This is a genomic window from Streptomyces sp. NEAU-YJ-81, assembly GCF_017592595.1.
Lineage (GTDB): Bacteria > Actinomycetota > Actinomycetes > Streptomycetales > Streptomycetaceae > Streptomyces > Streptomyces hygroscopicus_B.
Genome location: NZ_JAGFNO010000003.1, coordinates 95,478 through 118,516, shown reverse-complemented (window position 1 = coordinate 118,516; position 23,039 = coordinate 95,478). Strand labels below are relative to the sequence as shown.

At 71.3% G+C, this 23,039-nt stretch carries 18 protein-coding genes and 2 tRNA genes; 10 read left to right on the top strand and 10 right to left on the bottom strand.

The window, feature by feature from the left end; translation table 11 throughout:
- Positions 1 to 78 precede the first annotated feature (78 nt).
- Positions 79 to 155 (bottom strand) — tRNA-Pro (locus tag J5X86_RS08910).
- A gap of 179 nt (positions 156 to 334) precedes the next feature.
- Between J5X86_RS08910 and J5X86_RS08905 the strand changes: the two genes are divergently transcribed.
- Positions 335 to 408, top strand: a tRNA-Gly gene (locus J5X86_RS08905).
- 122 nt (positions 409 to 530) lie between these two features.
- Here the strand turns inward: J5X86_RS08905 and J5X86_RS08900 are convergent.
- Positions 531 to 725 (bottom strand): hypothetical protein, encoded by a 195-nt coding sequence (locus J5X86_RS08900; RefSeq protein WP_208516223.1) that lies wholly within the window; start codon positions 723 to 725, stop codon positions 531 to 533.
- Positions 726 to 1,340: 615 nt separating this feature from the next.
- Here J5X86_RS08900 and J5X86_RS08895 point away from each other — a divergent pair.
- Positions 1,341 to 2,525: an acyltransferase family protein gene (locus J5X86_RS08895; RefSeq protein ID WP_208516222.1), complete on the top strand. Its 1,185-nt coding sequence runs from the start codon at positions 1,341 to 1,343 to the stop codon at positions 2,523 to 2,525.
- A gap of 56 nt (positions 2,526 to 2,581) precedes the next feature.
- On the opposite strand, the gene J5X86_RS08890 is transcribed toward J5X86_RS08895, so the two are convergent.
- The 3 genes from J5X86_RS08890 to J5X86_RS08880 form a co-directional block, all read right to left on the bottom strand.
- A complete protein-coding gene (locus tag J5X86_RS08890) occupies positions 2,582 to 5,110 on the bottom strand; it encodes an ABC transporter permease (RefSeq protein ID WP_208516221.1) in 2,529 nt (842 codons plus the stop codon).
- On the bottom strand, positions 5,107 to 5,925 hold the full coding sequence (locus J5X86_RS08885) for an ABC transporter ATP-binding protein (protein WP_078641426.1): 819 nt from the start codon (positions 5,923 to 5,925) through the stop codon (positions 5,107 to 5,109). Before J5X86_RS08885 ends, J5X86_RS08890 begins: the two co-directional genes overlap by 4 nt.
- A 159-nt stretch (positions 5,926 to 6,084) precedes the next feature.
- Positions 6,085 to 7,227 (bottom strand): PP2C family protein-serine/threonine phosphatase, encoded by a 1,143-nt coding sequence (locus tag J5X86_RS08880; protein WP_208516220.1) that lies wholly within the window; start codon positions 7,225 to 7,227, stop codon positions 6,085 to 6,087.
- Positions 7,228 to 7,354: 127 nt separating this feature from the next.
- On the opposite strand from J5X86_RS08880, the gene J5X86_RS08875 reads away from it, so the two are divergent.
- Complete coding sequence (locus J5X86_RS08875) at positions 7,355 to 8,587, top strand: GNAT family N-acetyltransferase (protein ID WP_208516219.1); 1,233 nt, start codon at positions 7,355 to 7,357, stop codon at positions 8,585 to 8,587.
- Between the two features lie 121 nt (positions 8,588 to 8,708).
- Here J5X86_RS08875 and J5X86_RS08870 read toward each other — a convergent pair whose 3' ends face one another.
- Positions 8,709 to 9,518, bottom strand: coding sequence for an Fpg/Nei family DNA glycosylase (locus tag J5X86_RS08870; RefSeq protein WP_014060710.1), 810 nt, complete (start codon positions 9,516 to 9,518; stop codon positions 8,709 to 8,711).
- A complete protein-coding gene (locus tag J5X86_RS08865) occupies positions 9,518 to 10,006 on the bottom strand; it encodes a ribose-5-phosphate isomerase (protein ID WP_014060711.1) in 489 nt (162 codons plus the stop codon). The genes J5X86_RS08870 and J5X86_RS08865 overlap by 1 nt, the downstream gene beginning before the upstream one ends.
- A 181-nt stretch (positions 10,007 to 10,187) precedes the next feature.
- Here J5X86_RS08865 and J5X86_RS08860 point away from each other — a divergent pair, with 181 nt between their 5' ends.
- Entirely contained in the window at positions 10,188 to 11,660 is a 1,473-nt protein-coding gene (locus tag J5X86_RS08860; protein ID WP_078641430.1) for an amino acid permease, read from the top strand.
- A gap of 198 nt (positions 11,661 to 11,858) precedes the next feature.
- On the opposite strand, the gene J5X86_RS08855 is transcribed toward J5X86_RS08860, so the two are convergent.
- On the bottom strand, positions 11,859 to 12,692 hold the full coding sequence (locus J5X86_RS08855; protein WP_078641431.1) for a hydrolase: 834 nt from the start codon (positions 12,690 to 12,692) through the stop codon (positions 11,859 to 11,861).
- A gap of 169 nt (positions 12,693 to 12,861) precedes the next feature.
- On the bottom strand, positions 12,862 to 13,944 hold the full coding sequence (locus J5X86_RS08850; RefSeq protein WP_208516218.1) for a DUF5937 family protein: 1,083 nt from the start codon (positions 13,942 to 13,944) through the stop codon (positions 12,862 to 12,864).
- A 112-nt stretch (positions 13,945 to 14,056) separates the two neighbouring features.
- Here J5X86_RS08850 and J5X86_RS08845 point away from each other — a divergent pair, with 112 nt between their 5' ends.
- The 4 genes from J5X86_RS08845 to J5X86_RS08830 all read left to right on the top strand — a co-directional run bounded on the left by J5X86_RS08845 (position 14,057) and on the right by J5X86_RS08830 (position 19,457).
- On the top strand, positions 14,057 to 15,070 hold the full coding sequence (locus J5X86_RS08845; protein WP_208516217.1) for a tripartite tricarboxylate transporter substrate binding protein: 1,014 nt from the start codon (positions 14,057 to 14,059) through the stop codon (positions 15,068 to 15,070).
- A complete protein-coding gene (locus J5X86_RS08840) occupies positions 15,067 to 15,744 on the top strand; it encodes a tripartite tricarboxylate transporter TctB family protein (protein ID WP_243979926.1) in 678 nt (225 codons plus the stop codon). The genes J5X86_RS08845 and J5X86_RS08840 overlap by 4 nt, the downstream gene beginning before the upstream one ends.
- 2 nt (positions 15,745 to 15,746) lie before the next feature.
- Complete coding sequence (locus tag J5X86_RS08835) at positions 15,747 to 17,261, top strand: tripartite tricarboxylate transporter permease (RefSeq protein WP_078641434.1); 1,515 nt, start codon at positions 15,747 to 15,749, stop codon at positions 17,259 to 17,261.
- A gap of 180 nt (positions 17,262 to 17,441) precedes the next feature.
- Entirely contained in the window at positions 17,442 to 19,457 is a 2,016-nt protein-coding gene (locus J5X86_RS08830) for a ricin-type beta-trefoil lectin domain protein (RefSeq protein ID WP_208516216.1), read from the top strand.
- A gap of 125 nt (positions 19,458 to 19,582) precedes the next feature.
- Here the strand turns inward: J5X86_RS08830 and J5X86_RS08825 are convergent, their stop codons facing one another.
- Entirely contained in the window at positions 19,583 to 20,224 is a 642-nt protein-coding gene (locus J5X86_RS08825) for a superoxide dismutase (RefSeq protein WP_059145691.1), read from the bottom strand.
- Positions 20,225 to 20,408: 184 nt separating this feature from the next.
- Here J5X86_RS08825 and J5X86_RS08820 point away from each other — a divergent pair, with 184 nt between their 5' ends.
- Together J5X86_RS08820 and J5X86_RS08815 are read left to right on the top strand one after the other, a co-directional pair.
- Entirely contained in the window at positions 20,409 to 20,831 is a 423-nt protein-coding gene (locus tag J5X86_RS08820) for a hypothetical protein (RefSeq protein ID WP_078641435.1), read from the top strand.
- Positions 20,828 to 23,032 carry a tetratricopeptide repeat protein gene (locus tag J5X86_RS08815; protein WP_208516215.1) on the top strand — a complete coding sequence of 735 codons (2,205 nt, stop codon included), beginning with the start codon at positions 20,828 to 20,830 and terminating at the stop codon, positions 23,030 to 23,032. Before J5X86_RS08820 ends, J5X86_RS08815 begins: the two co-directional genes overlap by 4 nt.
- The last annotated feature ends 7 nt before the right edge of the window (positions 23,033 to 23,039 follow it).

Sequence of the window (23,039 nt, the reverse complement as noted above, 5' to 3'; positions counted from 1 at the left end):
AAAAAGACACAGACACGCAGCTTGCATAGTAACCGCAAGCATGACGGGCCCCACAACGCGATCTTGAACGCCTGTGGATGGTCGGGGTGGCCGGATTCGAACCGACGACCTTCCGCTCCCAAAGCGGACGCGCTACCAAGCTGCGCCACACCCCGTCGGTGCGACACGTAGGGTACATGCCCGCGGACCCCCCGGCTGCCGGTTATTCGACTGGTGGGCAAGGGTGTGCGGGGAACGGTGGAGAACCGCTACGATGCATCTCGTGCCGCGATCCGGGTGATCATGCCTGGGCGGAGGTGTCCGGGTGACCGGTGCATCCGTGTACGCGGCGTGTGCGGGCGTAGCTCAATGGTAGAGCCCCAGTCTTCCAAACTGGCTACGCGGGTTCGATTCCCGTCGCCCGCTCCACTGCTTTCGGCCCGGCCCGGGGGACTCCCCGGGCCGGGCCGTTTGCGTATGCGCACACGCCCGGGCATCCGCGCCCCCGTGACGCGGGGCGCGGATGCCTCAGGGGCTGAGCCGGGCCGGCGTCAGGGGTTGATGTCGGCAATCGCCTCGGCGGCCGAGTCGAGGAACTCCTGGATGTCCGGCGCGACGTTGGACGAGGCGAGCAGGAACCCGAAGAGGATCGCGACGAGGGCAGGGCCCCACTTGACCCGGCCATTCCGGATCATTATCACCAGGATGATGCCCACCAGCAGCACCAATGACAGGGAAATGGCCACAACATCCCACCCTCAGTCGCACACGTCTCACAGTCCCCGGAAGCACGCGACCCCGCACACCCCCGCAGTCACCATCGTGCCATCAACTCCCCCCGCTCAGCAGCGGGATGGAGCGATATACGGTCACCTGTGCACACGCCACCCACCCCTTCGGTACCCGTCCGGTAACCGCTCATTCAAAGGGGCGCGGGTGATGCTGCCCACAACTCGGCGGGGCGCCCGGCTGGTTAATTCCGACCGCCCCGGATGATCTCGGGCGGGAATTCGGAATTCGTCCGGCGATCACTCGACAGGGTGACAAAACATCAATGAATCAGACATTCCGCCAGAGCCTCCTGCGGGTCATATGCCCCAATTAAGTAGGATGAAAGTGGTCAGAACGGGCGGCCTGGGCCGGGATATCGAATGATCGCATCGCTTTGTCGACTCCCTGCCGACTTCCCTGGACCGGCTATCGGCCGCGATGCGAAGACCATGAACGGAAAGCAAACAGAACGAGGTTTTACGTAATACAGGTTTGAGCGCTATCGTGCCTTAGATGTTTCGCGCTGCCATGACTCCCCCACGCGCAGTGAGGTCCCGGGTGGTCTCCCCCAGTTCCTGGTGGGAGGGCCTGTGACCAACTCCCTGCGCCCACACGGTTATCAGCGGACCCCCCTCCCCCAGGAGGCGGCGCCCACTCCCCCTACGCCGCGGGCCGAAGAACCAGGGCAGCAGGCGTCCACCCCGCCCGCCCCCAGCGCCCCCGCCGGACAGAAGCCCAAGCAGCGGGACGCGTTCTTCGACAACGCGAAGTACCTCGCGATCGTGCTGGTCGCGATGGCCCACTCCTGGGAGCCGCTGACCGACTCCAGCCGCACCGCGGAAGCGCTGTACATGGTCGTGTACACCTTCCACATGCCGGCCTTCATCCTGATCTCCGGCTACTTCTCGCGCAGCTTCGACATGCGGCCGGACCGGCTCAAGCGGCTGGTCACCGGCGTAGCGGTGCCCTACCTGATCTTCGAGGTCGCGTACACGCTGTTCAAGCGCTGGGCGGACGACGACCCGACGTACGACTTCAGCCTGCTCGACCCCTGGTACCTCACCTGGTTCCTGGTCGCGCTGTTCGTATGGCGGCTGACCACTCCGCTCTGGAAGCTGGTGCGCTGGCCGATCCCGCTCTCGCTCGCGGTCGCCACCCTCGCGGCGGTCTCGCCCGACATCGGTGACGACCTGGACATGCAGCGGCTGCTGCAGTTCCTGCCGTTCTTCGTCCTCGGCCTGTGCATGAAGCCCGAGCACTTCGAGCTGATCCGCCGCCGCTCCGTGCGGATCGTGTCCGTGCCGATCTTCGCGTGCGCCCTCGTCTTCGCCTACTGGGCGGCGCCGCGGATGAGCTCGGCGTGGTTCTACCACCGCGACAGCGTCCAGGAACTGGGCGCGCCGCCGTGGACCGGCCCGGTGATGACGCTCGCCCTCTTCGGCTGCTCGGTCGTGCTGGTGAGCTGCTTCTTCGCCTGGGTGCCGCGGCGGCACATGTGGTTCACGGTGCTGGGCGCCGGGACGCTGTACGGCTACCTGCTGCACGGCTTCCTCGCCAAGGGCTCCCGCTTCTGGGGCTGGTTCGACAACCATGAGTGGCTGCACAAGCCGCTGGGGGAGATCGCGGTCACGGTCATCGCCGCCTCCGTGGTCACCGTGCTGTGCACGCCTCCCGTCCAGCGCGCCTTCCGCTTCGCCATGGAGCCGAAGATGGCCTGGGCCTTCCGTAAGGACCCCGCCGAACAGGCTCGCAGCCGTACGACGACGGCCGGCTAGCGCGCCGACGGGCACGACGTGAAGGGCTGGACCGCGGACCCCACGGGCCAGCCCTTTCACGGCTTCGGCGTGGTGCGGCGCAGCGCCGCACGGGCCGGGAGCGCCGTCGCCGCGAGGCCGAGCGCCACGGCGGCGCCCGCGACGCCCGCGTAGGTGAGCGGCGGCACGTACGGGTCCTCGCCGGTCAGGCCGCGCATCATCGGCACCAGCGTGGCCAGCGCGATCGCCGTGCCCAGGGCGATGCCCGCCGTGGCCACCAGCAGCGCCTCCCAGCGCACCATCCCGAGCACCTGCCGCCGGGTGGTGCCGATCAGCCGCAGGGTGCCCAGTTCGCGGCGGCGGTCCAGCACCGTCATGACCAGGGTGTTGACGGCGGCGACGGCGGCGAAGCCGCCGAGGACGGCCGCCATGACGGTGTTGGCCCAGGCGTTCAGCTTCCGGTCCTCGTCCTGGGCCGCCGCGTAGCCGTCCCGGTCGGTGACCCGCTCGCCGAGCCGGCCGAGCGCCGCCGCGACGGCCTTACGGTCCGCCCCCTCCGCGTCCCGCACCAGCACATCGCTGTCGAACGACGACGTCACATGGCCGGCCAGCGCCGTACGGGCCAGGGTGAGCTCGGCGATCCCCAGCCCGCGCCCGTAGATCGCGACCACGGTGGGCGAGATCCTCGTACCGTCCGGGAGGTGGAGGGCGAGCCGGTGCCCGACCCGGGCGTGGGCCGCCTTCGCCAGGAGCGCGTCGACGGCCACCCGGCCCGGCCCCAGGGCGTCCAGGTGCCCCTTACGGACGTCCAGGTCCTGTACGGCCGCCAGGTCGCGGCCGCTCCCCGAGACGCCCTGCGTCGACGCGGTCCGCAGCCAGCGGCCGTCGCCCGAGCCCACCGGGACCAGCACCCCCGTGCGCAGCAGCCCCACCGACGCGGCCACGCCCCGCACGGAGCCGGCGCGGGCCGCGGTACCGGAGGGGAGCCCATCGGGGGCGGAGATCACCTGGTCGGCGACGATGCCCGCCCGCCTCTGGCGGTCGCCCGCGTGGTCCTCGCTGGTGTGCATGAACACGAGCGTCGAGGCGAAGGCCATGGCCAGCACGATGGGGGTGATCGCCGAGGCCAGGCGGCGGGCGTTGGCCCGGCTGTTGGCCGAGGCCAGATGGGCCGACGCCGGTCCGGCGCGCAGCGGCAGACCGATCAGCCAGGCGCACAGCCGGGCGATGACCGGGCCGAGCAGGGCCACGGCGAGCATGAACAGCATCACGACCCCGAGCGCGGCGTTGGCCGCGTCGTCGCCGGAGGCGGAGGCGGCGACGCCGGTCATGACGATGCCGCCGGCGAGGGCCGCGACGCCGAGGACCGTACGGATCACACCGGGCCGCAGCCGTTCGACGGCCGCCTCGCCGAGCGCCCGCCCCGGCGGGATCCGCGCCGGGCGGCGGGCGGCCATCAGGCCGGCCAGGAGCGAGGTGAGAAGCCCCGCGCCGACGGCGGTGACGAGCGGGATCCAGGAGACGGAGAGCTCCACGGGCCCGGGGATGGCGCCCTTCTCCTTGAGCTGTCCGAACCACCAGTGGGCGAGCGCGTACCCGGGCAGCAGGCCGACCGCGCCCGCGAGCGGTGCCACCAGCACCGCCTCGGCCGCGACGGAGCGGCGGATCTGGCGCGGGGTGGCGCCGATCGCCCGCAGCAGGGCCACCTCGCGGCCGCGCTGCCCGACGGAGAGGGCGACGGTGCCCGCCGTGGTGAAGACGGCGACGGCGGTCGCGATCCCGCCGAAGGAGCCGCCGAGCCCCATGAGCGTCTCCCTGGCGTTCGCGAGCGCGGGCTCCTCGATGGCGCCGCGGCCGCCGCCGGTGTGCACGCGCGGGGAGTGCGCCGCGCCCTTCACGGCCCGCTCCAGATGGGCGGCCAGCCGGTCCGGCGTGGTGCCGGGGCGGGGGCGGACGAGGACGGCGTCCACGGTGGTGGGATGCCCGCTCAGCGCCTGGGCCCGGCGGTCGGTGAACCACGCCGTAAGGCCGTCGCCGTCGGCGCCGCCCGCCTTACGGGTCACACCGGAGACCCGGAACGTGTGGCGGCCGTCCGGCGCCGTCACCGTGATCCGGCCGCCGACGCCGGTACCCGCCGCGCGGGCCGCCCCGGGGCTGAGGACCGCCTCGCCGTCACGGGGCGCCGCGCCCGAGGCGAGCGCCACCCCCGTGAAGGGCGCCGCGCCCCAGCCATGGCCGGTGAGCGCCCCATGGGCGGTGCGGAGAGGGAAGCTCACATCCGGGGCCGCGGCCGCGGCCCCCTGGGTGCGGGCAGCGGTGGCCACCAGGGAGGCGTCGAGCCGGGCGCGGTCGGGGACCTGCTCGGATTCGTCCGAGCGGCCGTCGCCATGGCCGATGACATAGTGCACCCGCTGGTCGGCGGCGACCACGACCGGGGCACTCGCATAGCGCTGCGGCGGTACGGAGGCCCGGATCCCGGTCTCCAGCAGGATGCCGCACGCGGACACGATCGCCGCGGCCACGGCCAGGGCGATGAAGGTGCCCGCGAAGGCGGACGGCTTGAAGCGGACGGCGGCGCGGGCCAGCCCGTTGGTGAGCGGCTTCACCGGACCCCCTCCGCGGCCCAGGCCGTGGCAGGGGCCGGAGTGCGGGCGGTGAGGCGGGTCATCCGCTCGGCGATCTCGTGCGCCGGGGCGCGGAGGAGCCGGTCGGCGATCGCGCCGTCGGCGAGGAAGAGCACGCGGTCGGCGTAGCTCGCGGCGACCGGGTCGTGCGTGACCATCACGACGGTCGCGCCCATCGCGTCCACGGCCTGCCGCAGGAGGGTGAGCACCTCGGCGGCGGTGTTGGTGTCCAGGGCGCCGGTCGGCTCGTCGGCGAAGACGACATCGGGGCGGGTGACCAGGGCGCGGGCGATGGCCACGCGCTGCTGCTGGCCGCCGGAGAGCTCACCGGGCCGCCGCCTGGTCTGTTCCCCCAGCCCGACCTGGGCGAGCACCTCACGGGCCCGGTGGCGGTCGGGGCGGGTGCCCGCGAGCCGCATCGGGAGCAGCACGTTCTGCTCGACGGTCAGGGAGGGGAGAAGGTTGAAGGACTGGAAGACGAACCCGAGGCGGGCGCGGCGCAGCGCGGTGAGCTTGTTCTCACTCATTCCGGTGATTTCGGTGCCGCCGAGCCGCACGGACCCGGCGGTCGGCCGGTCGAGCCCGGCGGCACACTGCAGGAACGTCGACTTGCCGCAGCCCGAGGGGCCCATGACGGCGGTGAAGCTGCCGCGCGGAAGGGCGAGGTCGATGCCGCGCAGGGCGTGGACGGCGGTGCGGCCACGGCCGTAGCGGCGCTGGATGCCGTGGAGTTCGATGGCATGGGCGTCGTGGTGCGGCGCCGGTGCCGCCGTCTCTCGCCGCTTGCGCAGCCGCATGGTGGTGACCCTTCCGAGGAGTTCGCCCGATTCCCCTCGAACGTACGGATCGCGGCCCCTTGGCAGCCATGACGGCGACCGGCGTATCCGGGGTGGGGTTAACCCCCGCCGGGACCTCGCGGGCAGGCGCCATCGGGCAGTCGGGCGGGAAAGGTGCGGCTACTGGCGGCAGATCAGCAGCAGGGCCCGGTCGTCGTTGACGTCCTTCGCGACCGTCTCGATCAGATGCCAGGCCGCGCCGTGGAAGCCGGAGCCGACGTAGCGGTCCGCCTCGCCCGTAAGGCGGTCGATGCCTTCGCTGATGTCCCGGTCGGCGGTCTCGACGAGGCCGTCGGTGAAGAGCATCAGGACGTCGCCGGGGCGGAGAGTGCCCTTGGTGGGGTCGAACTGGGCGCCGTCGTAGACGCCCAGCAGCGGGCCGTCGGCGGACTTCTCCTCCCACTTGCCGGTGCCCGCGCTCAGCTGGAGCGCGGGCAGATGTCCGGCGGAGAAGAGCTCGAAGTCGCCGCTGTCGAGGTCGAGGACGAGATGGATGGAGGTCGCGAAGCCCTCGTCCCAGTCCTGGCGCAGGAGATAGCCGTTGGCGGCCGGGAGGAAGCCGTGCGGGGGCAGGGAGCCGAGGAGGCCGCCGAAGGCGCCGGAGAGCAGCAGGGCGCGCGAGGCGGCGTCCATGCCCTTGCCGGAGACGTCGGTGAGGACGACCTCGAGGGTGCGGCCGCCGCCGGTGCGGGCGGCCACGACGAAGTCACCGGAGAAGGACTGTCCACCGGCCGGGCGCAGCGCCATCTCGCGGTGCCAGCCACGCGGCAGACCGGGCAGCTTGCTCTGGACGCGGATGCGCTCGCGCAGGTCGAAGAGCATGGTGCCGCCGCGCCGCCAGGGCACCCCGACGCGGCTGCGGAACTGGGCGATCAGCAGGCCGAAGAAGCCCACGGCGGCGACGACCAGGATGGTGCCGGGGGTGACCCGGGAGGAGGCGTCCTCCTCGGCGTACGGGCCGAGCACGGCGGACTCCACGATCAGGGCCGTGGCGGCCGCCGCGTAGAGGGCGAGCAGGCTGGCGGGGCGCAGCAACAGCCCGCCCGCGACGATGGGCAGGACGAGGGCGGACGGGGAGCACCAGTCGGGCTGGGCGATGGTGCCTCCGGCGATGGCGGGGATGCCGAGGAGCAGCGCCGTCAGGGCGAGCCGGTCGGAGCCTTCGCCGCGGAAATAGTCCACTCCGGCTTTGCGCACGCCAGTGCGAGCCCGGTGCAGAGCTCTGCGCATCCGGGCCCACGGAGTGTCCACGCCGCCAGTCATTGCATCGGGACCCTACCCACCCGTTCGGACGCGCGTCGATTCGTGGCGCGTTGAACCACCCAGCCAGGGGGCAATAGTAAGCGAAATTCGTTCGCGTGTACGGGAAACGGCTGCTAGGGATGGGAATATGAGGACTGAGCTGCGTGTGCTCGACCCATCGATTTGGGATGATTGGTACGGAAAACTGGTACTCGCATTCGGAGGAGTTCCCGAAGCGCCGGAGGAATCCGCGCTCTGGAGGGAGTTGACCGAATGCGAGCGCTCGATCGGCGTGTGGGACGGCGCCGACATCGTCGGCACGGCGGGGCTGTTCAGCTTCCGGCTGTCGGTTCCCGGCGGGGCGATCGTCCCCGCGGCCGGTATCACGATGGTGAGCGTGCAGGCCACGCACCGGCGGCGCGGAGTGCTGCGGAGCATGATGCGGCGGCAGTTGGACGACATACGTGCGGCGGGCGATGAGCCGCTGGCCGTTCTGACCGCATCGGAACCGGACATCTACGGACGGTTCGGGTACGGCGCCGCCACGCAGAACGCCTACGCCGAGATCGACACCGCCCAGGTGCGGCTGACCGTCCCCGAGGGCACCGACGACGTTCGGCTGCGCGTGGTGCCCCCGGAGTCGGCCGTCGAGGCGTGCGAGGCCGTCTACGCCCGGCGGGTGTCCACCCGGCCGGGCATGCTGGAGCGGCGCCCCGGCTGGGAGCGGCTGCCGCTGCTGGACCCGCCGGGCGAGCGCGAAGGGGCGTCCCCGCTGCGCTGTGTGCTGGCCGAGTCGGGCGGCGAGGTCAGCGGCTATGCGCGCTTCGCGGTCAAGCCCGACTGGGATCTGGCCGGGCCGAAGGGCACGGTCATCCTGCGTGATCTGGAGGCCCTGGACCCGGCGTCCTACGCGGCGCTGTGGCGCCTGCTCTTCGAACTCGACCTGACCTCGGTGATCCGGACCGGTTCCCGCCCGGTCGACGATCCGTGGCAGCACCTGGTCTCGGACATCCGGCGGTGCGCCGTAAGGCTGCGCGACTCGCTGTACGTCCGCCTGGTGGACGTGGGGGCCGCGCTCGAAAGGCGGACGTACACGACCCTGGTGGATGCCGTCCTGGAGGTCACGGACCCCTTCTGCCCGTGGAACGAGGGGCGCTGGCGGCTGAGCGGCGACGCCAAGGGCGCCTCCTGCGAGCGGACACAGGACGCTCCCGATCTCCGGCTGGGCGTACGGGAGCTGGGGGCGGCGTATCTCGGTGGGGTTTCGCTCACCGCGCTGGCGGGTGCGGGACGCGTCCAGGAGATCCGTCAGGGCGCCCTTACGGAGGCGGCGACGGCGTTCGCCTCCCCGGTCGCCCCATGGTTGCCCCACGGCTTCTGACGGCTTCGGGGCGGCGGATGCGGCCCCGGGGTGAGCGGCCCGGCGGCCGTTTCAAGGGCGCTGCCTTATGGCTGCCGCCTTACGGTCGCCGCCTTAGGGCCGTCGCCTTAGGGCCGTCGCCTTAGGGCCGCTGGCAGTCAGGGCACCAGAAGAGGTTGCGGGCGGCGAGATCGGCGGTACGGATCTCGCCACCGCAGACATGGCAGGGCTGTCCGGCGCGCCGGTAGACATAGACCTCACCGCCGTGGTCGTCCACGCGCGGCGGGCGGCCCATGGCCTCGGGGGTGTGCTCGGGGCGGACCGTGTCGATCCGGTTGTTCCGCACCCCCTCGCGCATCAGCGCCACCAGGTCGGCCCAGATCGCGTCCCATTCGGCGCGGGTCAGCGCACGGCCGGGGCGGTAGGGGTCGATGCCGTGCCGGAAGAGCACCTCGGCGCGGTAGACGTTCCCGACGCCGGAGATCACCTTCTGGTCCATGAGCAGCGCGGCCACGCTGACCCGGCTGCGGGAGATCCGGGTCCAGGCCCGCTCGCCGTCGTCCGCCGGGCGCAGCGGATCGGGGCCCAGCCGGTCGTGGATCGCCTGCTTCTCCCCGTCGGTGATCAGTGCACAGGCGGTCGGGCCGCGCAGATCCGCGTAGCCCTCGGGGTTCGCCAGCCGCAGCCGGACGGTGTCGGTGGCGGGCGGGGCGGGGGCCGGGCCGAAGGCGTACGTACCGAAGAGCCCGAGGTGGACGTGGACCCAGCCGGTGGCCGCGAAGTCCAGGAAGAGGTGCTTGCCGTGGGCCTCGGCGTGGTGCAGCGGCTGGCCGTCGATCAGCCCGGCGCCGTCGGCGAACTTCCCCTGTGGGCTGGTGGCCCGGACGGGCCGCCCCCCGAAGGTCTCGAGGTGGTCGGCGGCCAGCCGGTGGATCGTGTGCCCTTCGGGCATCAGTCGCCTTGCGGGTGGTGGGCCGGGATGGGCGGCAGCTCGCCGGTGGTCTCGTAGGCGCTGAGCATCTCGATGCGGCGGGTGTGCCGCTCCTCGCCCGAGTACGGGGTGTTCAGGAAGATCTCGACGAACTTGGTCGCCTCGTCCTGCGTGTGCATCCGGGCGCCGACGCTGATCACATTGGCGTTGTTGTGCTCACGGCCGAGGGCCGCGGTCTGCTCGCTCCAGGCCAGTGCCGCGCGCACCCCCTTGACCTTGTTCGCCGCGATCTGCTCACCATTGCCGGATCCGCCGATGACGATGCCGAGGCTCTCCGGGTCGGCGGCGGTCCGCTCCGCGGCGCGCAGGCAGAACGGCGGGTAGTCGTCCTGCGAGTCGTAGACGTGCGGGCCGCAGTCGACGGGCTCGTGGCCGGCCGCGTTGAGCCACTCCACGAGGTGGTTCTTGAATTCAAAACCGGCATGGTCCGAGCCGAGGTACACGCGCATATTCCGAGTGTGTCATGGCCGTGTGGCCCCCGCCGCCCCGGGTAGGCGTCGCACAAAACTCGGTAGCGCCAAGGAACCTCATGAAAACCTCAAGTAACAATCTGGAATCAAAGGTTCAACTGGCGGACCTCCTGAGATTCACTGGCGTCGCTCGTAACGCGAGAGCAAAGGAATCCAGCACATGAGCGCACAACCTGCGACCACGCCGGAGCAGCAGCAGGCACCCGGCGATCCGGGCTCGCCCGACGGCCTCAAAGCGGGGCTCAAAAACCGCCATCTGTCGATGATCGCGATCGGCGGGGTGATCGGCGCCGGTCTGTTCGTCGGCTCCAGCGCGGGTATCGCGAAGGCCGGTCCCGGCATTCTTGTCTCGTATGCGCTGGTCGGCCTCATGGTCGTCTTCGTCATGCGGATGCTCGGCGAGATGTCCGCCGCCAATCCCACCTCCGGCTCCTTCTCCGCCTACGCCGACCGGGCGCTCGGCCGCTGGGCCGGTTTCTCCATCGGCTGGCTGTACTGGTTCTTCTGGGTCGTGGTGCTGGCGGTCGAGGCCACCGCCGGCGCCAAGATCCTGGAGGGCTGGTGGCCGGCGGTCCCGCAGTGGGGCTGGGCACTGATCGTCATGGTGGTGCTCACCGCGACCAACCTGGTCTCGGTCGGCTCCTACGGTGAGTTCGAGTTCTGGTTCGCCGGGATCAAGGTCGTGGCGATCGCCGCGTTCATCGTGGTCGGCGGGCTCGCGGTCTTCGGAGTACTGCCGCATTCGGACAACGAGGGCGCGGGCCTGGCCCACCTCACCGATCACGGCGGTTTCCTGCCGAACGGGCCGGGCGCCATCCTTACCGGTGTGCTGCTGGTGGTCTTCTCCTTCATGGGCAGCGAGATCGTCACCCTCGCGGCCGGTGAGTCCGAGAACCCGCAGCGGGCGGTCACCAAGGCCACCAACAGCGTGATCTGGCGTATCGCGGTCTTCTACCTGGGCTCGATCTTCGTCGTGGTCACGCTGCTGCCCTGGGACTCCAAGGCGATCGCCGACGACGGCAGCTATGTCGCGGCGCTGGACTCGATCGGCATTCCGCACGCCGGCGACATCATGAACGTGATCGTGCTGACCGCCGTGCTCTCGTGTCTGAACTCCGGCCTCTACACCGCCTCCCGCATGGCCTTCTCGCTCGGCCAGCGCGGCGACGCCCCGGCCGCCTTCGCCCGCACCAACGCCCGTGGCGTGCCGGCGGCCGCGATCCTCGGCTCGGTCGTCTTCGGCTTCGTCGCGGTCTGGTTCAACTACCAGTGGCCGGACACGGTCTTCACCTTCCTGCTGAACTCCTCGGGTGCGGTCGCGCTCTTCGTCTGGCTGGTGATCTGCTTCAGCCAGTTGCGGATGCGCGGGATCATCCTGCGCGAGAACCCCGAGAAGCTGATCGTCCGGATGTGGCTGTTCCCGTATCTGACCTGGGCGACGATCGCGATGATCTCGTTCGTCCTGGTCTATATGCTCACCGACAAGGACGGGCGCGAGCAGGTGATCCTCTCCGCGCTGGTGGCCGCGCTCGTGGTGGCCTTCGCCCTGGTCCGGGACCGCCTCGTGGCCGGTCGCGGCCCCGACCCGGCCGCCTCCTCCGATGCCTCCGCCAAGGAGACGGCGGCCCCGTAGAGGCGCGCTCTGCTGAATTCCCCTGTGCCCCTGGGCGACGGTGTACCGGCCGCCGCCCGGGGGCACAGCCGTGTCCGGGGGCCGGGCCCGGTGGGCCGCATCCGAGGGCTGTCTCGGGGGGCCGCGTCCGGGGGCTGTCTCGGGGGGCTTGCGTACGGGGGCTGTCTCGGGGGGCTGCGTACGGGAGCTGTGCCGGGCTCAGACGACGCGCGGAAGGACCCGCTCCGCGAAGGCACGGACCGCGTCCAGCACCCCCATGCCCCGGTGCCCGACGCCGGGCACGATGTCGAGGGTGACGTCGATGCCCAGCGCGGTGTAGTTGTCCCGCAGCGCGGTGATGCGCTCCACGCGGGTGCGGCCGACGGCGTCGGCGCCGTCCATCCAGTTGGAGTCACCCGGGTTGTTGATCTCCCAGGTCTCGGTGTCCTCCGCCCCGACCGCCATATGCACGGGCACCTTACGGATCTCATCCAGCCGCAGCGGCACCCCGAAGCGCTCCTCGAACCCCGCCGTGCCCAGCCACCACTCGCGGTCGGGATCGATCAGCGTGACCCGGCCGGGCGCGCCGATGGACACTCCGCTGAGCCGCTCGGGGTGCAGATACAGGAAGCGGTGCGCGAACTGCCCGCCGCCCGAGAAGCCCTGCAGCAGAAAGCGCTCGGTATCGATGTGGAACCGCTCCCCCGCCTCGGCCACCATCGCCAGCAGCTCCTCGTCGTAACGGATGCCGCCGTACTCGATGAACTTGAAGTTGTGCAGGTCCTCCGGGTCCCCGATGCCCGCCGGGAACAAGGGGGTGAGCACGACACAGCCGTGCCGCTCGGAGAACTCGGCCATCGCGTCCCGGTACTGGGCCGCGGTGCGCGCGGTGCCGTGCTGGATCACCATCAGCGGCAGCGGGGTGTCGGTGGTCTCGTGCACCGACGGGATGTGCAGGCCGAACGAGAACCGCTGGTCGTGCCGTGAGGCGAACCAGGTGGTGGAGCCGGTGCGGTAGAACGCCTTGGTGGTCTTGACGCGGGGGGTGGTCACGTATCGCTTCCTTCTGCCGTGGCGGGTGCCGCCACGATCCGGGGCGGTCCGCACACCGCTCAAGATGATTGCCTCCTGAGCGTCAATACCTTCGGTCGGTTATGAGCGGCTCCTTCGGTCGGTATGAGCGGCGCCGCCGGTCTCGGTGCCGCAGCGCGGAGGGCCGGTCTCAGCGGTGCAGCGCGGAGAGCAGATCGACGCCCAGGTTGCGCACCGCCGCCTCGTCCAGCTGGTAGTGCACCCGCGCGCCCTCCCGGTGGGTGTGCACCATTCCGGCCTCCCGCAGCTTGCGCAGATGCCGCGACATCTGCGGGGGCGTCATCTCGAACTGGGTGGCCAGCTCCGTCGTCGTCATCGACTGCCGCAGCAGCGCCCGGCACATCCGGATGCGCAGCGGCTCGTCCAGCGCCCGCAGCCCGCGCATCACCACGTCCAGGGCGGTCGGCTCCGCGCCCGCCGCGTCGCGCACCGGGTACTGCACCACGACCGGGTATCCGGGGTAGTGCTTGATCGCGAGATGCGGGTTGATGTGCAGCGACGGCACCAGCAGACAGGGGCTGTCGGCGAGGCTGGCCCGCGCGTTGTAGAGCTTGTCGAAGACCACCCGTGGCGGGTCCTGTTCCATGCGGGCGGTGGGGAATCCGGCCAGCACGGCCGCCCCGTAGCGGGACTGTTCATGGCCGCGGATCCGGGCGTCGGCCTCCAGGGTCGCGCGCAGCCGCGTCCACTCCGCCTCGAAGACCTCCTCGGCCACGGCGGACAGAAAGGCGAGCAGGCCGTCGCGGAAACCGGCCGGGTCGGCCAGCAGCCGCAGCCCCAGGTCGAACCGGCGCTCGGAGAGCTGCCGCAGCCGGGCCAGGAAGCGCTCCGGCGAGCGGCCGCCGCGCCGGGATCCGGAGCCCGGGCCATGGCCGTTCTTGCCGACGAGCGCCTGCTCGGTCATGGTCGTGAACGTCTCCTCGTCCAGCCGCGCCACCTCCGCCAGCTCCTCCTCCAGGTCGCGCTCCGGGCCCGGGGTGAGGGGCAGCAGATAGCGGGCGCGGAAGGCGCCCCACAACGGCGCCCACAGTCCGGCCCGCTCCAGCAGCCGTTCGTCCGCGCCGTGCAGGACCGCCCCCACCCAGCGCCGGCTGGCCGGATGGTGGCGTGGCCCGTCCAGCGCGTGCAGACAGGCGCACAGCTCGGCGAGCGGGGACAGGCGGGTGCTGATGCGGTGCTCCGGGGCGGGCCCCAGCTCGATCACGACGGGCATCCGGGCAGCGTCGGCCATTGACGCCTTCCAGTCAATCGTCTTGTGGGGGCCGTCGGCGGAGGCGCAAGCTCCAGCCCACTTCGCCTTCCCCTCCCTCGCCTGGAGCGTCCCCATGCCTCCTCTCCTCAGGAACGGCCCGCGGCTGGCAGCGGTGGTCGCCCTCGTGGCCACGGTGAGCAGTGCGTGCACCATCGGTTCGCTGGACGACTCGGGCGCCGTCGCCGACTACCCCTCCCGCGGGCTGTCGATCCTCGCTCCCGGGAGCGTCGGCGGCGGCTGGGACGCACGGGCGCGCGGCATCGGTTCGGCGCTCACCACCTGCAAGACCATCGACGAGGACGTCACGGTCACCAACGCCCCGGGGGCGGGCGGCACCATCGGGCTCGCCCGGATGGCGGGGCGGGGAGGCGATCCGTACCAGCTAATGACCATGGACACGGTGACCATGATCGGCGGCGCCATCCAGAACCACTCCCCCGTGAAGCTGTCCGAGCTCACGCCCGTGGCGGGGCTCACGGTGAGCACGACCGCGATCGTGGTGCCGGCCCGTTCCTCCTTCCGCGACCTGCGCTCGGTGCTGGCGGCCATGCGGAAGGACCCCAAGCAGACGTCCTGGGTGGGCGGTTCGCTGGGCGGCCCGGACCACATCACGGTGGCCGCCCTCGCCAAGGCCGCGGGCGTCTCGGCGCGCAAGGTCACCTATGTGCCCACCGGTGGCGGCGGGGAGGTGCTCAACCTGCTGCTGAGCGGAGCCTCGAAGGTCGGCCTGTCCACGCTGACGGAGGTCCGTCCGCAGATCGAGGCCGGGAAGCTGCGGGTCCTCGCGGTCAGCGGCGACAAGGCCCCGGAGGGCATCGACGCCCCCACCCTCTCCGCACTCGGCTACGGCGACGAGAGCGTGGTGAGCGTCGGCGGGGTCATGGCCCCGCCCGGGCTGAGCGACGACGAACAGCGGGCGATCGTGAAGGTGGTGGACCGGATGCGCCGGACTTCGTGCTGGAAGCGGGCGTTGCGGCAGAACGACTGGAAGAGCGTGTGGGTGCCGGGGAAGACGTACGGCGCCCTGATCGACAAGCAGCAGCGCCAGGTCGGCCAGGCGCTCACGTCCGTGGGGCTCGGCTCATGAGCGCGCGGGACGAGGCGGTGAGCACACCGGACGAGACGGTGAGCGGGCGCGACGCGGCGGTGAGCACACCGGGCGAGGCCGTGAGCGAACGCGACGCGGCGGTGACCGCGCGGAACGACACGGTGAACCCGGAGGCGTTGGATGCCTCGGGCGCGCCGGGCGGCGCCGCCCCGCCGGATGACCGGCTCCCGCCGGAGGGGCCGCTCTGGGGGCCGCGGGTGGCCGCGCTGCTCTTCCTCGCCGCGGGTGTGGCCGTGCTGGGCTGGGCGTTCGCCATTCCGGAGGGGGCCATCGACCAGGACGTGGGCCCCCGGGCGTTCCCCCTGCTGGTCGGCGTGGGGCTGTGCGTCGCGGCGTCGGTCACCGTCGTCCAGGCGTTCCGCGGCAGCGACCCGGTGCAGGCCGAGCAGGCGCGCGAGGAGGCCCGGCTCACCGAGTGGCGCCCGGTGGCGGCCCTGCTCGCGCTGCTGGTCGGCTATCTGTTCGCGCTCGCCCCCTGCGGCTACTGGCAGTCGACCGCCGTGCTCTTCGCACTGGTCGCGCGGGTGCTCGGCAGCCGCCGGCTCCTCCGTGACGCCCTGATCGGCCTGGTGCTCGCGCTGGCCGTGTACTTCCTCTTCGACCGTCTGCTGGGCATCCATCTGCCGCCCGGCATCGTCCGATTGGCGTTCTGACCATGGATGTCCTCAACGACCTCATGGGCGGTTTCGGCAGCGCGTTCAGCCCCATGCATCTGCTGCTGGCCTTCGCGGGCTGCACGCTGGGCTCGCTGGTCGGCGTGCTGCCCGGCCTGGGTCCCGCCACGACGGTGGCGCTGCTGCTCCCGCTCACCTTCGTCTTCGACCCCACCGGAGCGCTGGTGCTCTTCGCGGGCATCTACTACGGCGGGATGTACGGCGGTTCCACCACGGCCATCCTGCTGAACGTGCCCGGGGAGACGGCGTCGGTCCCCACGACCCTGGAGGGCCATCCGATGGCCCGATCGGGGCGCGCCGGGGCCGCGCTCGCCACGGCCGCCATCGGCTCGTTCGTGGCGGGCACGATCTCCACCGTCGGGATCACCTTCGCGGGCCCGGCCATGGCGCAGATCGCCGAGAAGATCCAGCCCGCCGAGTACTTCGCCGTGATGATCCTCGCCTTCGCCACGGTCACCGCGGTCGTGGCCGACGCCCCGGCGCGCGGGCTGTGCAGCCTCTTCCTGGGCCTGGCCATCGGGCTCGTCGGCATCGACAGCCTCACCGGCCAGGCGCGCTACACCTTCGGGGTGCCGGAGCTGTACGACGGGATCCAGATCGTGGCCGTCGCCGTCGGCCTCTTCGCGATCGGGGAGGCGCTCTACACCGCGGCCCGGTTGCGGCGGGCGCCCGAGGAGCGGGTGCTCCCGGTGGGCGGCAGGATCGGGATGAGCCCCGAGGACTGGCGACGGTCCTGGAAGCCGTGGCTGCGGGGTACGGCGATCGGCCTGCCGATCGGCGCCCTGCCCGCGGGCGGCGCGGAGATACCCACGTTCCTGAGCTACAACGTGGAGAAGCGGCTGTCCCGGCACAAGAAGCAGTTCGGCAAGGGCGCCATCGAGGGGGTGGCGGGCCCCGAGGCCGCCAACAACGCCGCGTTCTCCGGGGTGTTGATGCCTCTGCTGACGCTGGGCATCCCCACCTCCGCGACGGCCGGGGTGCTGCTGATCGCGTTCCAGATGTACAACGTGCAGCCCGGCCCGCAACTGTTCGAGACCCAGTCGGCGCTGGTCTGGACGCTGATCGCCAGCCTCTACATCGGCAATGTGATGCTGCTCGTGCTCAACCTGCCGCTGATCCCGCTGTGGGTGAAGCTCCTCCGGCTGCCGCGCCCGCTGCTCACGGCAGGCATCCTGGTCTTCGCGGCCCTGGGGGTGTACGCGCTGTCGCAGAACGCGGTCGACCTCGGCATCGCGGTGCTCTTCGGCGTGCTGGGCTTCGGCATGCGCCGCACCGGCTATCCCGTCGCCCCGCTGATTCTGGGCGCCGTGCTGGGTCCGATGGCGGAGACCCAGTTCCGGCGCGCGCTGGCCTTCAGCGAGGGCGACTGGACGATCTTCTTCACCCGCCCGCTCTCCGCGGCGATCCTGTGCCTGTCGCTGATCGCGCTGGTCGGGCCGATGGCGGCACGGGCGATCCGCCGGACGCGGGGACGGGCGCCGGAGACGGCGGGCTGACCACAACGGACCACCAGGGCCCCGCGCGAGCCGTCCGCGCGGGGCCCCGTGGCGTCGGGAGACAGTTTCCCCACGCACACCTCTTGTCATCGGCCGGCCGGGTCCACAGAATCCTTCGCAGATCAGCTACGACCCATATCGCGAACATGGTTCGATATATCGAATGGGAGTGGTTTCCTCATGCGCCTTGTCCTCCGCGGCCTGCCACGCTTATTCCGCCCCGACCGGCCACGGCCCCGATCACGGCCCAGGCGCCTGGCCGGGGCGCTGCCGGCCGTTCTGCTGTCCGTTCTGCTGACCGTCACCGGGCTGGGCTTCACCGGGCCGGGCGCCGTGGCGTACGCGGCGCCCTCGGCCCCCGCGGCCCCCGCCCCGCAGGTCGACGTACCCACCGCGCCCATGGGCTGGGCCTCGTGGAACAGCCTGGCCAGCCAGATCGACTACCACACGATCAAGGCCCAGGTGGACGCGCTGGTGTCCTCCGGCATGGCCGAGGCCGGGTACGAGTACGTCAACATCGACGAAGGCTGGTGGTGGGGCACCCGCGACAGCAAGGGCAACATCACCGTCGACTCCCAGCAGTGGCCCGGCGGGATGAAGGCCATCGCCGACTACATCCACAGCAAGGGGCTCAAGGCCGGGCTCTACACCGACGCCGGTAAGAACGGCTGCGGCTACTTCTACCCCACCCCGCCGGGCACCCCGCCCGCCCCGGGCAGCGGCAGCGAAGGCCACTACGAGCAGGATCTGCGGGCCTTCCAGGAGTGGGGCTTCGACTACGTCAAGGTCGACTGGTGCGGGGGCCAGGACGAGGGGCTCAACCAGGAGGCCACCTACCGGGCCCTCAGCGAGGCGAACAAGGCGGCGACCGCCGTCACCGGCCGCCGTCTCGTGCTGTCGCTGTGCGAATGGGGCTCGGGCCGGCCGTGGAACTGGGCCCCGGGCGTGGGCGATCTGTGGCGTACCAGCACCGACATCATCTACTGGGGACAGACGCCCTCGGCCACCGCGATGCTGTCCAACTTCGACCAGGGCCTGCACCCCACCGCCCAGCACACCGGCTACTACAACGACCCGGACATGCTTACGGTCGGCATGAAGGGTTCCAACGCCACGTTCGACCGCACCCATATGAGCCTGTGGGCGATCTCCGGTGCCCCGCTGCTCGCCGGGAACGACCTCACCACCATGACGCGGGAGACCGCCGCCAACCTCACCAACCCCGAAGTCATCGCCGTCGACCAGGACCCGCGCGGGCTGCAGGGGGTGAAGGTCGCCGAGGACGCCGCGGGGCTGCAGGTGTACGCCAAGGTGCTGTCCGGCACCGGGCAGCGCGCCGTGCTGCTGCTCAACCGCACCTCCGCCGCCAAGCCCATCACCGCCCGCTGGACCGACCTCGGGCTGACCGGCGCCGCCGCCTCCGTCCGTGACGTCTGGAAGCGCGCCCCGGTGGGCACCCACAGCGGCGGCTACACCGCCACCGTCCCGGCCGGTGAGGCGATGCTGCTGACCGTCTCGGGCACGGAAGCCCCCGGCACCACCTACCAGGGCACCGGTTCCCTCACCGTCACGGCCAAGACGGCGGGGCTGAAACTGGCCGACCTCACCTACGCCAACGGCGACACCGCCCCGCGTATCGCCACCCTCCGCGTGGGCGGCCAGTACGCCACCACGCTCGCCCTGCCGCCCACCGGCTCCGCCACCGCCCGCCGCACCGTCTCCGTCCTGCTCTCACTGGCCAAGGGCGCCAACACGGTCACCGTGAACGGCGGCCCGGACACCATCACCGTCCAGGACCTCCCCGGCACCGACGGTGCCCAGATCATCGGCGCCGCTTCCGGGCGCTGCGTCGATCTGGACCAGAACACGATCACCAACGGCGCCCAGGCCCAGCTCTGGGACTGCCAGGGCGGCCAGAACCAGCTCTTCCGGCTCACCTCACGCAATGAACTGACCGTCTACGGCAGCAAATGCCTGAGCGCCGAGAAGGACGGCACCGCCGACGGTACGAGGGTCGTCATCGGCGACTGCACCGGTGCGACCGGCCAGAAGTGGCAGGTGAACGCCTCCGGCGCCCTCGTCCACCAGGGCTCCGGCCGCTGCCTGGACGCCTACGACAACGGCACCGGCAACGGCACCCGGCTGGTGCTGTGGAGCTGCCACAACGGCCCGAACCAGCGCTGGACCCTCACCTGAGGACACCACTCCCACCAACGGCAGGGCCCCCGCGCGAGTCGACCGCGCGGGGGCCCCTTTTCCGCCTGCCCGGTGTTCGGTGAGAAGACGATCACGCAAGCAGGTGGTCTGGCGGGCGCTCCGGGTTACGGGGCCAGCAGCAGGTTGTGGGCACGCTCCTTGGCGGCCGTGTAACGGCGCGCCACATCCTGCCAGTTGACGACCTTCCACATGGCCTCGATGAAGTCCACCTTCTGGTTCTTGTACTGCAGATAGAAGGCGTGCTCCCAGGCGTCGAAGACCAGGATCGGCACCGAGCCCTGTCCCACGTTCCCCTGGTGGTCGTAGACCTGCTCGACCACCAGCCGCCCGCTGACCGGCTCGTACGCCAGCACACCCCAGCCCGAGCCCTGAGTGGTGGCGGCGGCCTTGGACAACTGGGCCTTGAAGCCCGCGAAGGATCCGAAGTGCTCGGCGATGGCGTCGGCCAGCTCTCCGACCCCGTCCCTCTCCAGCGGCTCGCCGCCGCCGTCACCGGTCATGTTGTGCCAGTAGATGCTGTGCAGGATGTGGCCGGACAGATGGAAGGCCAAGTTCTTCTCGAGCCCGTTGATCGAGCCCCACTGATCCTTGTCCCGCGCCTCCGCGAGCTGCTCCATCGTGTCGTTCGCGCCCTTGACGTACGCGGCGTGGTGCTTGTCGTGGTGCAGCTCGATGATCTCGGGGCTGATGACCGGGGCCAGCTCCGAGTAGTCGTACGGAAGTTCAGGAAGTGTGTAGATGGCCATGCGAAGCCCTTCGGACCCGTTATTGCAATTAACTTGCAAGTACACGCTAGCAGCAAGAGCGTTTTCCGCCAGCGCACGCGGGCCGGTCGGGTGCCGGGCGCCATGCACGGGGAGTGGCCTGATCTGATCCATGCGCGGGGCGAACGGCGGACCTATGATCAAAGGTCGCTCGAAGGGGGAGGGCATGGATCCGCAGATCGCCGATCTCGCCAGGACGGCGGGCACCACCATGGTCACGCTGATGGCCACCACCGCCTGGGAGTCGGCCAGAGACGGCCTCGTCTCGCTCTGGCAGAGGTTCCAGCCAGCCAGAGCCGACGGCATCGGCGAGGAGTTCGAGGCGAGCCGTGCCGATCTGCTGCTCGCGCGTGAGACGGGCGACGAGGACTCCGAGGCGGAGCTGGCCGCCGAATGGCAGGGACGGGTGCGCCGACTGCTGGTGGCCCAGCCGGAGGTGGCGGATGAACTGCGCCGCATCCTGGACGAGTTGAGCCCCCGCCTCCCCGATCAGCGACCCGCCGTCGGCGAGATCCATATGACGGCCGAGGCGTCCGGCAGCGGCCGGGTCTACCAGGCCGGCCGCGACCAGCACATCACCGAGCGATGAGCGAGCCGGGCCCCATCGACGGCCGCGCGTCCGGCCAGGGCCGGGTCTTCCAGACCGGCGGCGACCAGTACATCCAGGAGCACCATCACCACTACGGGTCCGGAACGGGGTCCCTCCTCGCACCCCAGCCGGTCGGCCCCCGGCCGCCCCAGGGCACGACGGTCCCCGACTCCGTACGAGTGCCGCTCGTCGGGCGGACACCGGGCATCCTGCGGGACCGCGCCGACCTTATGGAGCGCCTCCGAGCGGCCGTCACCGGCCCCGGTGGCGACGTTCACGTCCTGCACGGCCTGGGCGGCTGCGGCAAGACGGCGGTGGCGCACGCCCTCTTCACGGAGGCCGTAAGGGACCACGGACGCATCGGGCTCTGGGTGAACGCCTCGGAGCGGATCTCCCTGCGAGCGGGCATGCTCGCCGTGGCGGGCGACCGGGGCGCCACCACCGGAGAACTGGCCGCCGCGGCCAGCGGCCAGCGCGCCGCCGCCGACCTGGTCTGGCACTACCTGGACCACTCCGCCCAGCGCTGGCTGCTGGTCCTGGACAACGCCGACGACCCGACGGTCCTGGAGGAGGGCGGCTGGCTGCGCACCAGCCCGCTCGGCACGGTCCTGGTGACCACGCGCCACGCGACCTCGCCGCTGTGGCGGGGCGCCGGGTCGGCACGGCACCCCGTCGGGGTGCTGCCGGAGGCCGACGCGGCACAGGTCCTCTGCGATCTGGCACCGGACGCCGGTACCGTCGAGTCGGCGCAGAAGGTGGCGCGACGGCTGGGCTGTCTGCCGCTGGCCCTGACCCTGGCGGGTTCGCATCTGTCGCATCAACTCCTGGAGTCGTGGTCGATGGACGAGTACGACCGGAAGCTGAGCGAGGACTCGACGGCACTCGTCGACCTGGGCGCGGCGAGTACGGGCAGTGGCCAGTCCCGCCATCTCGTCGGCCGCACCTGGCAGTTGTCCCTGGACGCCCTCGCCGGACAGGGGCTGCCGGAGGCGACGACCCTGCTACGGCTGCTGTCCTGCTGGGCGGCGGACCCGGTGCCGCTGTCGCTGCTGATGCCGGTGGCGCGGGGTGAGGTGGATCTCGGCCACCTCGACCCGCCGCTCGCGGCGGACCGGGTCGAGCCCGCGCTGCGCGGGCTGCTCGACCATTCGCTGATCGGGATGGTCGAGGCGGACGGGCGTCGGTGCGTACAGGCTCATGGGGTGCTGCTGGACAGCGTCGCTGCCGGGGTTCCGGAGGGGCAGCGTGCGGCGCTGGCCGAGGCGGCGGGGCGGTTGCTGGAGGCGGCACTGCCGCCGGACGAAACCGTACCGGTCGAAACGTACTCCGGATGGGAGCTGCTCGCCCCGCACGTCACCCAGTTGCTGCGGGGAGCTTCGGGGGAACTGTCGGCCGGACTGATGGTGCGCATCGCACGGCAGATGCAGCACGCGGGAAACGTCACGGGAGCTCTGCGACATTCCCGATACGCCGCGGACGTCGCCGAGCGGACGTTGGGCGGAGAACACTCCGTCACTTTGGCCGCGTATGACGCCGAGGCGCGGGCATTGCTCTTCCTGGCGCGGCGCGCGGATGCCGAAGCGCTGCATCGGCGGATTTGGACCACACGCAAGCGCGTGCTCGGCGAGGATCACCCCGAAACGCTGTGGAGCTGTGTGGGCCTGGGGATGTCGCTGAGGCTACTCGACCGCCTGGAAGAGGCTGAGCAGCTGCTTCGCGAGGCAACGGCGGCCCAGCGCCGGGTGCTGGGCGCGGACGCGCTGGAGACCTTCGTCAGCCGGTCCTTGCTGGTCCTGACGCTTTCCGCGATCGGCAAAAGAGAGCAGTTCGACGAGGAGGCCCGTGTCGTCGAGGACTGCGAGCGGTTCCTGCCGCCGGACCACCTCACGGCCCTCCTGGTTCGCCATGACTACGGCGACGGGCTACGGGCGCTCGGTCGCTACGCGGAAGCCGAACCGGTGGCTGGCCGCGTGCTGGCTGACCGTATCCGCGTTCAGGGTGCGAATCATCCTTTGGCCCTCGCCGCACTCAGCCTCACCGCCAGGGTCGCGCACGGGCTGGGCAAGTACGACGAGGCCATCACGGCGCTCCAAGAACTCATCGAACGCCGTGAACGGGTGCTCGGACCCGAGCACCCGTTCATCGCGGAGAACCGCCAGTGGCTCGCCGAATGGCAAGCCGAGGCCGAAGCCCAGCGCTGATCAGCCC

Bases quoted from the DNA above. Each gene is read 5' to 3' on its own strand.
- J5X86_RS08885 (WP_078641426.1), bottom strand. From the start codon at position 5,925: ATGCGGCTGCGCAAGCGGCGAGAGACGGCGGCACCGGCGCCGCACCAC.
- J5X86_RS08880 (WP_208516220.1), bottom strand. From the start codon at position 7,227: ATGACTGGCGGCGTGGACACTCCGTGGGCCCGGATGCGCAGAGCTCTG.
- J5X86_RS08875 (WP_208516219.1), top strand. From the start codon at position 7,355: ATGAGGACTGAGCTGCGTGTGCTCGACCCATCGATTTGGGATGATTGG.
- J5X86_RS08870 (WP_014060710.1), bottom strand. From the start codon at position 9,518: ATGCCCGAAGGGCACACGATCCACCGGCTGGCCGCCGACCACCTCGAG.
- J5X86_RS08865 (WP_014060711.1), bottom strand. From the start codon at position 10,006: ATGCGCGTGTACCTCGGCTCGGACCATGCCGGTTTTGAATTCAAGAAC.
- J5X86_RS08860 (WP_078641430.1), top strand. From the start codon at position 10,188: ATGAGCGCACAACCTGCGACCACGCCGGAGCAGCAGCAGGCACCCGGC.
- J5X86_RS08850 (WP_208516218.1), bottom strand. From the start codon at position 13,944: ATGCCCGTCGTGATCGAGCTGGGGCCCGCCCCGGAGCACCGCATCAGC.
- J5X86_RS08845 (WP_208516217.1), top strand. From the start codon at position 14,057: ATGCCTCCTCTCCTCAGGAACGGCCCGCGGCTGGCAGCGGTGGTCGCC.
- J5X86_RS08840 (WP_243979926.1), top strand. From the start codon at position 15,067: ATGAGCGCGCGGGACGAGGCGGTGAGCACACCGGACGAGACGGTGAGC.
- J5X86_RS08835 (WP_078641434.1), top strand. From the start codon at position 15,747: ATGGATGTCCTCAACGACCTCATGGGCGGTTTCGGCAGCGCGTTCAGC.
- J5X86_RS08830 (WP_208516216.1), top strand. From the start codon at position 17,442: ATGCGCCTTGTCCTCCGCGGCCTGCCACGCTTATTCCGCCCCGACCGG.
- J5X86_RS08825 (WP_059145691.1), bottom strand. From the start codon at position 20,224: ATGGCCATCTACACACTTCCTGAACTTCCGTACGACTACTCGGAGCTG.
- J5X86_RS08820 (WP_078641435.1), top strand. From the start codon at position 20,409: ATGGATCCGCAGATCGCCGATCTCGCCAGGACGGCGGGCACCACCATG.
- J5X86_RS08815 (WP_208516215.1), top strand. From the start codon at position 20,828: ATGAGCGAGCCGGGCCCCATCGACGGCCGCGCGTCCGGCCAGGGCCGG.